The following is a 13,048-nucleotide window of genomic DNA, read 5'->3' as shown; positions in this document are numbered from 1 at the left end:
CTCTTTGCGATCCACTGGTGGGATGCATCAGCCATCCCGGCAGGTTCGGCAAGAAACGTTCGCTTCAAAACCGATCAATCAGTTGATCGTTTCATAGGCTATGCTTGAGGAAGACGCAGAACGATTGCCATCCATGCCCATGATCCAGCGGGGTGTGCTTTTCCGCAGATCAGCGGTTCGCATCGCGCCGCCGGGGTCTGGCGTGGTTTGGGCGACGGCCGCTCCTGAATTATCGAGGACAGGTCGCGCATCGAGCGCGGTTTCCGGCCCGGCAGCCGGACCGCCCACGTCCGCCAGCGTTGTCGCCATGCCGAAGGCGACTTGAGGCTCATGTTCCTCGTAACGGGAGACGAAAGCCGGGGGGCGCCCGTAACCATCGGGCATCCTGTAGAATGTCTGCTGGCCGACCACGGCGGTCTTCACCATCACGCCGGCCCAATAGGGCACGACATAGTTGGCGTGATAGTGCGTGGACAGGCCCACATCGGCGAACACGAAACCCGAAAGCGCCTGAGCCGCCACCGCACGCGCGCGCGCCCAGACTGCCGGAACCGGCGCACGCATCAGCGAGCCGTCGCACGTGAATGTGAACTGGCATCCGCTGGACCGTTCCGCGCCCTGAAATACCACGCCGCAGACCGAATGAGGATAGAGCGAGTGGCGAAGCCGATTGAGCACCACTTGCGCCACAGCGCGCTGGCCGTCGACCGGCTCGTAAGCGGCTTCATAATAGATCGCCGCCGTCATGCAGGCCAGCGCGCGGGGATAATCGGGCGAGCGGTCCGACACGAGTACGAACGCCGGGGCCGCGGGATTCGGCAGTGCAGAGATCGGCCGAGCGGCATTCTCGGCCAGAGCCTGAGCCCGCGTCAGCGCCTCCACTTGCGCGGGATCGGCGGCGATCAGACGCTCGGGATCGAACCGCTGGACGGGCGCGGACACGGTGCTTGCTACAGGTTTCGGAGTGGATGCCGCGGGTGTTTCGGTCCAACCGGTCCTGACAAGCATCGCCAGAACCAGCGCGGCGGCCAGCGACAGGACCGCCAGTATAGCGGTGACGCGCGATCCACGGGGGCGCTCCCCACGCAAAGAGCCGTCCCCGCTCGCGGCAATCAATGGCCCGGCGTCGTACACGGCCATGCCTCCTTCAGCGCTACCACCGCCACCGAGGACGCCAGCCCGTCACGATATTGGGGATGCGCCGCCACGAAGGCCATGAATGCGTTGCTGAGATCGCGCTGCTTGACGTCGCGCGGGGCGCAAAACTCGCGCTGGTCGAGCCACTGTTCGTATGCGCGGATGGAATCGTGCACGCCGGCAAGGAAAGCGAGGCAATAGGTGACCGAAAACGGCGTGCCTTCCCGGCATTGCTCCGCCAGTTGGCCTGCGGTCATGAAGCCGATGGAGGCACCGTTCCCGGCTGATACATCCGCTGCTTTGAGCGGATCGGCCATAGCGGGTGAAATCCAAAGGGCTCCGGCAAGAGCGCCTGTCAAAGCTGCGATCAGGATGCGCGAACCGATCATGGCGTCACGCCGAAAGCCTTGCCGGCGATCACGATCGAGCCCCTTCGCCTGCCAGGATTCCGGTTACATCCCGTCTCCATGTCGAATGCAGACTCCCCTATCCGATGGCTCTAAAGTGAGGTGCTCACCGCCATCACCCGCCGGCTTATCGGCCGATCACGACATCCCGACAACTCCATAACTCGTTCAAATCAGAGAGTTTTCAATCCGTTCTGGATCAATTGCCTGCAGCTTGGCGGGCGAGCTCGCCATGGATGGATACGGAAAGATGCGTTTCCGATCCTTCAACTGTAACCGCCCGCCGAACCAGCGCTTATGCACCGCCGCAGGGGGACCGCGCAGCGCCGAAGGCGAACGCGGACCGTGGGCGGCCCGTGCGGCCTGATGGTGATCGGAACGACTGATGACGCAACGGCGCTGGCTGGGTATCTTCGCGCTTCTGGTGCCCGCATCCCCGGCATTCGCGCAAACCGTTGCCGTGGCGGAAGGCACCGGCGTCTCAGACCGGCCTCGTCCCGAATATGCGCCCATCGGCGGGCGGATCGGCTCTTTCTTCGTCTACCCGGAATTCGGCCTTGCCGCCGAGGCGACCGACAACGTGCTTGCCACGCCCGATCACCGCCGCTCCGACATCGACGCCGGGGTCTCGGCCAAAGTCTCGTTGCAATCCGCCTTTTCGCGCCACGCCTTCGACCTTGCGGCGCATTACGACCGCTCCTTTCACGCCCGCGAGACGTCCGAGAATGCCTCGCGCTACGGCGCGCGGTTCGACGGACGTTATGACATCGCCGCCAATACATGGATCGCCGCCACTGCCACTGCTGACCGCGAGGTCGAACCGCGCACCAGTTTCAACAGCCCGGTCGGCGCCGCAGAGCCCTCGCGGTTCAATGGTTACGGCTTTACGCTGACCGCGCAGCGCACCGTGGGTCGCGTGACGCTGGGTGCGGGTGGTGCGGTTTCGGCGCGGCGCTTCGCCGATGTGCCGATGACCGACGGCGCGACCCTCTCGCAGCGCTACCGCGACAATAACGGTGTCTCCGGCAATGTTCTGATCGGCTACGAGTTCCGGCCCGGCATTCGCGCGATTGCGCGGGCCGTGTTCGATCGCATCGATTACACCCTCCCTGCCAATGACCCACGCCAACCCTCCCCGATCGACCGCGATTCGCACGGCTTGCGCGTGGAGGGCGGCCTGCGTTTCGAATTGACCAGCCTGCTGATCGGAGAGGCGCGCGTCGGGTACTTGCGGCGGACTTACGTGTCTTCGCAGTTGCGCAACACTTCGGGGCCCTCGTTTGCGGCCGACTTGTTGTGGAATGTCACCCCGCTCACCTCGCTGCGCTTCAGCGCCGACAAGCGCGTGGACGAAGCCGCCTCGACCACGATTGCGGGCAACCGCGTCACCGAGTTCGGCCTGGGGGTGGATCACGAATATCGCCGCAATCTGATCCTCTCGGCCGGGGCGCGGCATATGACTATCGCGCCACTCGGCCCCTCGCCATCCAACCGCGAAATTCAGGCCGAGGCCGGGGCCCGGCTCCTTTTGAGCAGGCGCGTCTCATTCCGTCTGCAATACCGTTTTGCAGACCGCAGCTCCGATTCTCCGGATCACACCTATCGCGAGAACCGGGTCAGCTTCGGAACGCTGCTGACGTTCTGACAGCGCCTTACGCCGCCTCCTGCCGATAGGCGCGGCGCCAACGGCGATCTTCGCGATGCGGCAGTGCTACCGCCTCGCTCGTACCGAAGAGCGCGAAGGCAATCAGCACCACGACGATCGTGCCATAGGCGTAGAAAGGCTGGAAAAACGTCTCGCCAAACGAGCGCACGACCAGACTGAACAGTGAGCCCGCCACAAACATGTTGGGCACATCGCACAAGCGCACTGCGCGGTAGAGCGCCGCTGCCAGCCCCGTCCCCAGCATGCCGATCACAATCGCCAGACCCATTGCGCCAAGGGTCCAGCCAGGCTTCCAGATAGGTCTGGTGAAGGCTGAAGGTGCGCGCGTCGGCAATGCGCTGGGAGCGCAGCAGTCCGATCGAATCCGCTGTCTCACTCATCCAGAAGGCCTTGTATCCGTACCCCTGCCATGGCCGCTCCGCGATCTTCCCCTGCGCGATCGTCCAGAGATATGTCCGGCCGGTGAGCCCCTTGTCCTTGTTGAAGCTCTGGAGCGTGTAGTCCTCCGCCGTCTCCGCCACTTTCCCGGCGACCGAGGCGCCTGCCAGCGTGGCGAACAGCAGACTGGCCGCCAGAAACGGCCGGATTTTCACCGGGCATCCGCTCAACATTCGGATCGCGATGCAGAGCAGAGGCGCCGCCAGCGTCAGGATCTTGATCGTCGCGGCCTGCGTGATCGCCACGATCCATCCGCCCAGCGGCAAGGCGGCGGCCCCGGCCAGTCTCCAGCCCACCGGCTGGCGGGCATCGAGAGCCAGCGCCACGCCGCAGAACAGCACGCATTGCCCCGCCGCCGCCATCGCGTTCTTGCTGCCGGTGATCCCCACCAGCACGGGGCCCGTTGCCGAAGGGCCGGTCTGCCCTCCGGCGATGGACACCAGACAGATCGCCAGCGAGGCCGCGAAAAGCTGCCGGACAAATGCGCGCGTATCTCCTGCCAGCCAGACCGCCACTGCGCCCAGCAGCGATATGGTAAGCTGGGACGCGTAGTAGAACGTCATGCCGGGCATGTCCGACCACAAGGTGGACGCAAGCGCGAGTGCCGGAAATGCCAGCAACCAGCCGCCACGCAGAGCACGGCCATCCACGCGATTGCGAAGCAGCATGAGGATGGTCAGCGACGCGCCGAGCGTCACCTCCGGAACCATCTGCCCCAGCGCACTGCCAAGGTGCACGAAGAGGATAAGTGCCGCCAGAATGGAGGATATGGCCTTGGCGGTCGCGGCGTCTTCGCGGCTAACCTCTGTGCGGGGATCGGGGCGATGAAGTGCGCTCATGGTCGTCCGGGTGAATGGGCTGCGCCACCAATGCGGCGCTGCTCCACCTCGTACAGCACCGATAGTGAGCCAGGGATTCGGAATGGACCGTAACGGAGCCAATGACAGCAGCCGGAATCACGGCATCGACCTGATGCGCGCGGTGCTCGTGCTGGGCGTCATGGCGTTCCACTACACGATCCGCTGGGCCCCGCCCGATTTCCCCTACGACATCCTGCATTACGACGCCGCCTACTCGCGCCATTGGGCCATCGGCGGTTTCGGGGTGCACATGTTTTTCATGATCTCCGGCTACGTCATCACCTTGAGCGTGCTGCGCGCCGGGTCCGCGTTCCGGTTCGCCATGAGCCGGTTCCTGCGCATCTATCCGGCCTTCCTGATCGCCGCGATCGGCGCCTGCGCGATCCCGCGCCTGTTCGGCCCATGGCAACTCCATTCCACGCCCATGGACCTGCTGACGACGCTGTTACTCGTCCCGACCGAGCTAGGTGCGCATTACACGGATGGTGCGTTCTGGACGCTGACCGTGGAGGCCAAGTTCTATGCCTTCGTCTTCGCCGGCTACATCGCCGCGAAGGAGCGCTTCTGGGTCTTGCTGGCGGCGCTAGGCGTAGCGGGTCCGCTGGTGTTTGAGGTCATTCCGGGGGTGGGGGACAAACTGCTGATCTCCCACTACCTCGGCTTTTTCCTGATCGGGATGTCGGCTTGGTACGCGATGAATGCGCGTGAGCCGGGACCGGCGTCGGCGCTGGGCGCGAGCGGCATTTTCGCCTGCGTGATGAGCTTCGATACCATCGCCTATGATGGCGCGGTCTCTTACGTCTCGCTGGGGCTGCTGGCGCTGGGGGCGGTGGCAATCTTCCTGCTGGCACGCTTCAATCCCCGGCTCAGGCTGCCGCCGTTCGGGTTTCTCGGCGGGATTTCCTATGAGCTTTATCTTGTGCATCAGGTGGCAGGGCTCAGCCTGATCGCCCGGCTCAAGACGCTGACCGCCCTGCCCGACGTAGCCTGCATGGTGCTGAGCGCGCTCGCCATGTTCGCACTGGCCACCTTGCTCCAGCGCGGGGCAAGCCCGCCCCTGCGACGTGCGTTCCGGTCCGGACTGGATCGGGTCGCCGCGTTATCCGCGCCCTGGTCTTTCCCGCTCAGGCGGCGGGCCGCGCTGCCGCCCGATCTTTCCTGAGGCTAGACCCGGTCGGCGATCCCGTAGCGCTCCAGCAACCGGGAAGGTGCCAGCCTTTCCCACTGGTGCCTGAACTCGCTCAGGATATCCGTGCACATTGTCGAGCGCGAGCCTGCCCGGCCGATGCTCAGCCCTTCCTGCGAATCGCGACCATATGTCGCCGCCAGCGCCTGCTTCTGCGCCTCGGACAGGTCCTGCCCGGCAGCCACCGCCCGCAGAAGCACCGAGAGATCGCGCAGCATATCCTCGTACCACACCAGTTCCGGCCGATGCCCCTCCCGTGCCAGCGCGTGGAAGACCTTGATGGCCTTTGCATAGCGCCATGCCAGTTCATCGGGCCGGTTGTCCGGCCATTTGCCAAAGGCGCGATAGGTCGACATCGCCCACGGTTCCAGCGCGCGCAGGATCATCACGCAGCGGCCCTGCGTGGCACGGGCAATCTCCTGCGCCGCCAGCGTACATTGCGAGCGCAGCTTCACCACCAAGGGTTCGCCCAGGAAGCCCGACAGTGCCCGGGTCGTCGCCCGCAGGACTATGGCGCGGTCGCTTCGGTTCAACCACGCCATCCGGCGCCCGGCCACGAACTGCTCATAAACGCCGGGCTCGGACGCGCTTGCCATGTCGACCGCATCCAGCAGATCCGCCGCCAGCGTCGAACCGCAGCGACCGATCGAGAATAGGAAAGTCGGCCGAACACCCGAGTCCGGAAACAGGCCGGGAAGCGCATCGAATGACAGCAGCACGCCGCGCTTCGCCTGCTCGCGCTGCGCCTGATAGAGAAAGGCATGGCCGTGCGCGAAATCCCTTGCCGGGTGGGCCGTGAAGAGAAGCTGCCGCCTTTTCCAGTCCACAGCATAGGGAACCAGATCATTCCGGCAGTGCACGATCCTTGGATCGTCGCTTGCGCACGTCGTTGATCCGGACGTGCTGAAATCGTCCATGGCCACGAACGCATAGGGATCCACGTCCGGGCGAAGGACCAGATCAACAAGTTCGGCCGGAACGGGATGTCTCGCCATTGGGAAGCCCTCAAAGTCGGTTCGAAGCGCACGAATCAGCGCGATTATCGGGGGGAAGCCTATGGCAAAAACGGGGCGCCGCAATGCAGCCGCCGCCTCCTTCGCCCATGCACAGCGTCCGAAATGGTACCTTTGTACAATAAGCCCGGCGCGCGCTTGCCTTGGGGCGGCGGCCGTTCGCCCCAATCGCGGTGGACTGCGCCGGATCGTTTGCGAAAGCCCATGTTTCCAAGCTCTTCCCGCGATCCGTCAGCCTGCCACATGGCTGCCGCGCGGCTAATCGGGATTCGGGCCATCACAGTGCCGCAAATGCGCAAGCCATGTGTTTTCGGGCGCGCGAATGCCTTTACCGCTCACAAATACAAACAATCAAAACAATAACTTACGGAAATAATATCGAAATAATACTTATAAATAAAGAAACACATTATTATCGTTTTCATCAGGTTAAAATTGTTACCGAGGCAGAAACCAAGTCGATTGCGAGTTCAATTAAGCGGCCTCGCTATTTTCCAGATCACACCGAGCCACTGGCTCTTCGATCGGGAAATTATCATGGCTATTCAGACCTCTTATGTGAACGCCTTCGGAGTGACTATTGGCACGCAGGCTGCCAGCAACGCCTCGATCTATGGCACCACCGGCGCCGACGTTCTGACCGGTTCGATCAAGAACGACTGGTTCTTCGGCAACGACGGCAGCGACACGATGGCCGGCGGGCTCGGCGACGACACCTATCAGGTCTACAACAAGACCAGCACCGTGACCGAACTTGCGAATGGCGGCACCGACATGGTCCGGTCGACGGTGAGCTACGTGCTGCCCGACAATGTCGAGATCCTGTCGCTCTCGCTCACCAACACCACCGGCATCGGCAACTCGCTCGACAACGTGCTGATCGGCCAGGCCGGGCACCAGACGCTGAACGGCATGGGCGGCAATGACGTGTTGGTCGGCGGCGATGGCGACGACGTTTTCGTCATGGCCAAGGGCGGCGGCACCGATGTCATCACCGATTTCCAGAACGGCGTGGACACCGTGCGTCTCGACGGTTTCGGCCTCACCTCATTCTCGCAGGTCAAGTCCCTGCTCACCCAGGTCGGCAGTGACGTGAAGCTCTCGCTGGCCAGCGGCGAAGGCCTGATCTTCCGCAACCACTCGGTCAGCGACTTCACGGCCAACGACTTCCAGTTGCAGATCGATACCAGCAAGATGAAGATGACCTTCGACGACGAGTTCAACAATCTTTCGCTGAAGTCGGCCGGTGGATTGTGGAGCACCAGCTTCAGCTATTCGGGTCTGGCCAAGTATACGCTGACCTCGAACGGCGAAAAGCAGCTCTATGTCGATCCGGACTTCAAGGGCACCAGCAGCACTTCGCTCGGGCTCAATCCCTTCAATGTGCACAACGGCGTGCTCGACATCACGGCGGCGCCGGTGACCGATGCACAGTCCAATTCGATGTGGGGTTACGACTGGTCTTCGGGACTGCTGACCACGCACGACAGTTTTTCGCAGCTTTATGGTTATTTTGAAGTAAACGCCAAGCTCCCCGCCGGGCAAGGACTGTGGCCCGCGTTCTGGCTGCTGCCCGAAGACGGTTCGTGGCCGCCCGAGCTTGACGTGTTCGAACAGCTGGGCCGCGACCCCACGTCGCTGTGGATGAGCTCTGTCTCCAAGGCCACCGGCAGCACGACCTATACGCACGACGTCATTGAGGTTCCCACTGCCACCACCGACTTCCACAAGTACGGCGTGCTGTGGGACAAGGACCACCTGACGTTCTATATCGACGGTGTGGAAGTGGGCCAGGAGGCCACCCCCGCCGACATGAACAAGCCGATGTACATGCTGCTCAACCTGGCAGTGGGCGGCAGCTGGGCCGGCGCTCCGACAGCGGGCATGACCGGCACTTATTCGATCGACTATGTCCATGCCTATTCGCTCGATCAGGCGGCCGGTGCGATCGTCAGCGCCGGTGCCGGTACGACCTCGGGCACGACCTCGGGCACCGTTACCGACACGTCGGCCGCAACGCCCACCGCCACCCTGAAGATGGGCACCGACGGCGCGGACTCGCTGACCGGCGTGGGCGGCGAATTCAAGCTCGTCGGCGGGCTGGGCAACGATTACTACCGCGTCGACAGCGCCGGAGACGTGGTGGTCGAGCAGCTCAACGAAGGCACCGACACGGTCTGCGCCAGCATCAACTACACGCTGACCGCCAATGTCGAGAACCTCTCGCTGGCGGGCACGACCAATATCAACGGCACCGGCAACGAACTGGCCAACACCCTGACCGGCAACGCCGGCAACAACGTGCTCTACGGCCTCGACGGCAATGACAGCCTCAACGGCGGCGCCGGTGACGACGTGCTGGTCGGCGGCAAGGGCAACGACTTCATGCGCGGCGATGCCGGCAACGACACTTTCCTGATCGACGCCAACGATGTCGACGCCGGCAACAAGGGCGTGGACCGGGTCTACGATTTCGAAGGGGCCGGCGTGGCAGGCGGCGACATGCTGCGCTTCGAAGGCTTCGGCGCGGGATCGACGCTGACGCTGGATGCCAGCACCTACAAGAACGGCACCTACCTCGACGGCAGCGGCCATAACGTGTTCGTCTACAAGCTCTATGACGCGGCGACGCAGCACTTCGAAACGCTGCACATCGCCTCGATGTCGGGCGCACCGCTCGCTGCCGGCGACTACACTTTCGCCGACCGCCCGGTGGTCGCCGCGGCCGCCGCGCCGACCACGATGCTCAGCCATATCGGCACCGACGGGGCGGACTCGCTCAGCGGCGTGGGCGGCGAGTACAAGCTCGTCGGCGGGCTCGGCAACGATTACTACCGCGTCGACAGCGCCGGGGACGTGGTGGTCGAGCAGCTCAACGAAGGCACCGACACGGTCTGCGCCAGCATCAACTACACGCTGACCGCCAATGTCGAGAACCTCTCGCTGGCAGGCACGGCCAATATCAATGCCACCGGCAACGAACTGGCCAACACCATTACCGGCGGCACCGGCAACAATGTGCTTTCCGGCCTCGACGGCAACGACAGCCTCAGCGGCGGCGCGGGCGATGACGTGCTGATCGGCGGCAAGGGCAACGACTTCATGCGCGGCGATGCCGGCAACGACACTTTCCTGATCGCCGCCTCGGACATCGACGCCGGCAACAAGGGCAGCGACAAGATCTACGATTTCGAAGGCGCCGGTCAGGCCGGTGGCGACACGCTGCACTTCGAAGGCTTCGGCGCGGGATCGACCTTCTCGCTCGATACCAGCACCTACAAGAACGGCACGTACCTCGACGGCAGCGGCCACAACGTGTTCGTCTACAAGCTCTTCGATACCGCCACCCAGCACTTCGAGACCGTGCATGTAACTTCCATGTCCGGATTGGCGCTTTCTTCGGATGACTTCGGCTTCTTCGGCTGATCCAAGGCAAACACGACAACGCGGGGCTCCCTGACGGGGGCCCCGCACCCGTTTGGCGAAACGCCGCAGCAGGAGCCGGTCCGGTCGCGCCCATGATAACAACTTCGTCCCGCAACCGCCCGCCGCAGGTCTCGATGCTGATCGTCGCGCGCAATACTGCCCCGTTCATCGGCGCAGCGCTGCGCTCTGCCCGCGCGCAGACGTTCGAGGACATCGAAATCCTCGTGGTGGACGATGGCTCGACCGACGGCACCCGGCAGATCGCCATGGCAGAGGCCGCGCTGGACCCGCGCATTCGCGTGATCGATGGCCCCCGTCGCGGCCTTGCAGCGGTGCGCAACACGAGTCTGGCCGCCGCGCGCGGGCGCTGGGCAGCAATTCTGGACAGCGACGACCTGATCCACCCCGACCATGTTGCGCGGCTGGTGGCGGAGGCCCGCGCCACTGGCGCCGAGATCATCGCGGCCAACATGATCGCCTTCGCCATCGAACAAGGCCGGTGCCGAACCGCGCTTTTCGCCGCGCGCGAACCGTGGCGCCGCCCGCGCCGGATCGGCCTTGCCGAATATGTGCGCTGCAACAGCGCGTTCGGCGACCCGGCCTGCGTCGGTTACCTCAAGCCCTTGCTGGACCTCGATTTCCTGCGCCATCACAACCTGGAGTACGATCCGCGCTTGCGCATTTCCGAGGACTACGACCTCGTCGCCCGCATGATCGCGCGCGGGGGGCGGTTCTCCTACCTGCCCCGCCCGACGTACTTCTATCGCCGCCATCGAAATTCGACCTCGTACCGCCAGAGCGAGGCCGATCTGACAGCGATGCTGGCCGCAGCCGAATCCGTGATCGCGGCTGGCAGCCCCCGCGACGTGCGCATGGCGGTCGCGCGGCGGAAGGCCGGAATTCGCACCGTGCTGCGCCACACCCGCGCCATCGAGGCTCTGAAGAGGCAGGGCATCGGCGCTGCCCACGCCGCGCTGGGCACCGATCTGCGGGCGTGGTCCCTCTTGGCGAAGTCGGCGTTCGAGGGGACAGGCCGCAGGCTCGGATCCTTGCGGCATTCGCGTCCCACGCCGCCACCGGTCGCACTGGTGATCGGCACGCCGCAGCAGGGTTCGGCGCTGGAGGCGCAGATTGCGGAAATCGCCGCTTCGGGATTGAGCATCGTCACGCGGCCCCTCCCGATCGACGACCACGCCCGCGCCACACTGATCGATGGTTTGCCGCCGCTGATGGCCACATTCGTGGCACCGCCAGGCACGGCCGACGACGCGGGATATGCCATTGTTCACGCCGGAATCGACCTGATCGCACAGCAAGCCCCCTGCCCAACGTCGATGCAGGCCCAGCCGCCGTTGCTCACGCCTGAGACGGTGTGACGGCCTTCCGCTCCGTTTCCGAAGTTCAGGCACCAGTGACACAGCCGCGCCCGCCCTTGTCGCAACGCGCACTCGCTGCCGCCGCGCGCCATCCGCGACTGTTGCATCTCGGGAGCGGGTTGCTGCTGGGTCTGTCCGTCTTCGCCGTACTGCTGGCCGTAGCGCCGGACATGCCGACCCTCGCCCATAACCACGCCCCCGCGCCCGAGATCGCGACCCCGGGGCCGTTCGACCGCCAACACCCCACCTTCGCAGAAGATTTCAACCAGCTACGCCTGCAAGCACAAGGCGGCCCCTGGCGTACCAGCTTCGACTATGCGGGCATCGCCGCCTACACCCTGACCACCAATGGCGAGAGGCAGATCTACGTAGACCGCGACTTTCGAGGCACAAGTCCTACCCCGCTCGGACTCAATCCGTTCACCGTGGCCGACGGGACGTTGACGATCACGGCTGCACCCGTTTCGGAGGCACTCTCGAGCCGGATGTGGGGCTATCGTTATGCCTCGGGCCTGCTCTCCACCAAGCACGCCTTTGCGCAGCGCTATGGCTATTTCGAGATCCGCGCGCGGCTTACCGCAACGCCGTCGCTCTGGCCCGCCTTCTGGCTGCTGCCCGCCGACGGATCATGGCCGCCGGAAATCGACCTGTTTGAACAGCTCGGCCGGGAGCCCGCGAAAATCTACATGAGCACTGTCTCGAAACCCGCCGAGGCCGGAAAACCCTTCGCCTATACCCACGCCGTCGCCACGGTGCCGACCGCCGCCAGCGCATTCCATACGTACGGCCTGCTGTGGGACCCGCACCAGCTTACCTACTCCATCGACGGCAAGGAGATCGCCCGCGTACCGACTCCGGCCGACATGCACCGCCCGATGTATCTCGTGGTGAACCTGGCCGTGGGCGGCCCGTGGGCGCACGATCCCGACCCGAAACAACCTGCGCGCGGAAGCATGACCATCGACTACATCCGCGCCTACGCGCTGCGGGATGCCTCTTCTCCGCCCTAAACCGCAAGGGCGTGGACCGCTTCGCCACGCCGCCGCAAACCTGCTCGACATCGGACGGGGTTATACTTTTCCGCGCGCACCGCGAGGACTATCCGCATGTCTCGACCAAGGCGTTAACCGTCACGGTTTACCGCGACGCGCCGGCCTTGCTCTGTGAGGGCTCTTGAGTGATGGGCGATCTGGGGACGAACCTGCGATCCGGCGAATTCACAGCGCTTGCGCCAGAAATAGGCGTGCTTGCGCCGGAAATGGGCGTGCTTGGGCGTCGGGATGCGCACAGCATGCTCGCCGCAGTCGCGCACACGGCGGACGCCGACAATGTTTCGATGTCCGCCCACCAGTTCCCCCAGCTGGCCGCCACGCCGGGCAGTCTGTCAGAACGGCGGAAGCAATGCGACCGGGATGCGGGGGCACGCCCGGAAGACCAGCGCTACTGGAACAGGCCCGCAGCGTGAAAATGCAGATGCGACCCCGCATCCGCATGAATAGAGATTGATCGGGTCACGTCACAAGAACAGATAATGACCAT

General features: G+C 64.3%; 10 protein-coding genes. 6 read left to right on the top strand and 4 right to left on the bottom strand.

Annotated features, from left to right (window positions below):
* Window positions 1–78 precede the first annotated feature (78 nt).
* Together EDF56_RS16145 and EDF56_RS16140 are read right to left on the bottom strand one after the other, a co-directional pair.
* Window positions 79–1,140 carry a cell wall hydrolase gene (locus EDF56_RS16145; RefSeq protein ID WP_243652636.1) on the bottom strand — a complete coding sequence of 354 codons (1,062 nt, stop codon included), beginning with the start codon at window positions 1,138–1,140 and terminating at the stop codon, window positions 79–81.
* Window positions 1,113–1,526: a Rap1a/Tai family immunity protein gene (locus EDF56_RS16140; protein ID WP_132389214.1), complete on the bottom strand. Its 414-nt coding sequence runs from the start codon at window positions 1,524–1,526 to the stop codon at window positions 1,113–1,115. Before EDF56_RS16140 ends, EDF56_RS16145 begins: the two co-directional genes overlap by 28 nt.
* A gap of 403 nt (window positions 1,527–1,929) precedes the next feature.
* Between EDF56_RS16140 and EDF56_RS16135 the strand changes: the two genes are divergently transcribed.
* A complete protein-coding gene (locus tag EDF56_RS16135) occupies window positions 1,930–3,189 on the top strand; it encodes an outer membrane beta-barrel protein (RefSeq protein WP_132389212.1) in 1,260 nt (419 codons plus the stop codon).
* Here EDF56_RS16135 and EDF56_RS16130 read toward each other — a convergent pair.
* Window positions 3,144–4,487: an O-antigen ligase family protein gene (locus EDF56_RS16130; protein ID WP_132389210.1), complete on the bottom strand. Its 1,344-nt coding sequence runs from the start codon at window positions 4,485–4,487 to the stop codon at window positions 3,144–3,146. The genes EDF56_RS16135 and EDF56_RS16130 overlap by 46 nt on opposite strands.
* Window positions 4,488–4,569: 82 nt before the next feature.
* On the opposite strand from EDF56_RS16130, the gene EDF56_RS16125 reads away from it, so the two are divergent.
* A complete protein-coding gene (locus EDF56_RS16125) occupies window positions 4,570–5,670 on the top strand; it encodes an acyltransferase (RefSeq protein WP_165912217.1) in 1,101 nt (366 codons plus the stop codon).
* 2 nt (window positions 5,671–5,672) lie between these two features.
* Here EDF56_RS16125 and EDF56_RS16120 read toward each other — a convergent pair whose 3' ends face one another.
* A complete protein-coding gene (locus EDF56_RS16120) occupies window positions 5,673–6,689 on the bottom strand; it encodes a hypothetical protein (RefSeq protein WP_132389206.1) in 1,017 nt (338 codons plus the stop codon).
* Window positions 6,690–7,244: 555 nt separating this feature from the next.
* On the opposite strand from EDF56_RS16120, the gene EDF56_RS16115 reads away from it, so the two are divergent.
* The 4 genes from EDF56_RS16115 to EDF56_RS16100 all read left to right on the top strand — a co-directional run bounded on the left by EDF56_RS16115 (window position 7,245) and on the right by EDF56_RS16100 (window position 12,974).
* On the top strand, window positions 7,245–10,133 hold the full coding sequence (locus EDF56_RS16115) for a family 16 glycosylhydrolase (RefSeq protein ID WP_132389204.1): 2,889 nt from the start codon (window positions 7,245–7,247) through the stop codon (window positions 10,131–10,133).
* Window positions 10,134–10,225: 92 nt separating this feature from the next.
* Complete coding sequence (locus EDF56_RS16110; RefSeq protein WP_132389202.1) at window positions 10,226–11,509, top strand: glycosyltransferase family 2 protein; 1,284 nt, start codon at window positions 10,226–10,228, stop codon at window positions 11,507–11,509.
* A gap of 56 nt (window positions 11,510–11,565) precedes the next feature.
* Entirely contained in the window at window positions 11,566–12,519 is a 954-nt protein-coding gene (locus tag EDF56_RS16105; protein ID WP_132389200.1) for a glycoside hydrolase family 16 protein, read from the top strand.
* Between the two features lie 167 nt (window positions 12,520–12,686).
* A complete protein-coding gene (locus EDF56_RS16100; protein ID WP_132389198.1) occupies window positions 12,687–12,974 on the top strand; it encodes a hypothetical protein in 288 nt (95 codons plus the stop codon).
* The last annotated feature ends 74 nt before the right edge of the window (window positions 12,975–13,048 follow it).

The organism is Novosphingobium sp. PhB165 (assembly GCF_004341845.1).
Taxonomy (GTDB): Bacteria; Pseudomonadota; Alphaproteobacteria; order Sphingomonadales; family Sphingomonadaceae; genus Novosphingobium.
This window is presented reverse-complemented; position numbering and strand designations above follow the sequence as displayed.

What these genes read in the sequence shown, in the direction of transcription:
- EDF56_RS16145 (WP_243652636.1), bottom strand. Translation starts at nt 1,140, where the DNA reads ATGGCCGTGTACGACGCCGGGCCATTGATTGCCGCGAGCGGGGACGGC.
- EDF56_RS16140 (WP_132389214.1), bottom strand. Translation starts at nt 1,526, where the DNA reads ATGATCGGTTCGCGCATCCTGATCGCAGCTTTGACAGGCGCTCTTGCC.
- EDF56_RS16135 (WP_132389212.1), top strand. Translation starts at nt 1,930, where the DNA reads ATGACGCAACGGCGCTGGCTGGGTATCTTCGCGCTTCTGGTGCCCGCA.
- EDF56_RS16130 (WP_132389210.1), bottom strand. Translation starts at nt 4,487, where the DNA reads ATGAGCGCACTTCATCGCCCCGATCCCCGCACAGAGGTTAGCCGCGAA.
- EDF56_RS16125 (WP_165912217.1), top strand. Translation starts at nt 4,570, where the DNA reads ATGGACCGTAACGGAGCCAATGACAGCAGCCGGAATCACGGCATCGAC.
- EDF56_RS16120 (WP_132389206.1), bottom strand. Translation starts at nt 6,689, where the DNA reads ATGGCGAGACATCCCGTTCCGGCCGAACTTGTTGATCTGGTCCTTCGC.
- EDF56_RS16115 (WP_132389204.1), top strand. Translation starts at nt 7,245, where the DNA reads ATGGCTATTCAGACCTCTTATGTGAACGCCTTCGGAGTGACTATTGGC.
- EDF56_RS16110 (WP_132389202.1), top strand. Translation starts at nt 10,226, where the DNA reads ATGATAACAACTTCGTCCCGCAACCGCCCGCCGCAGGTCTCGATGCTG.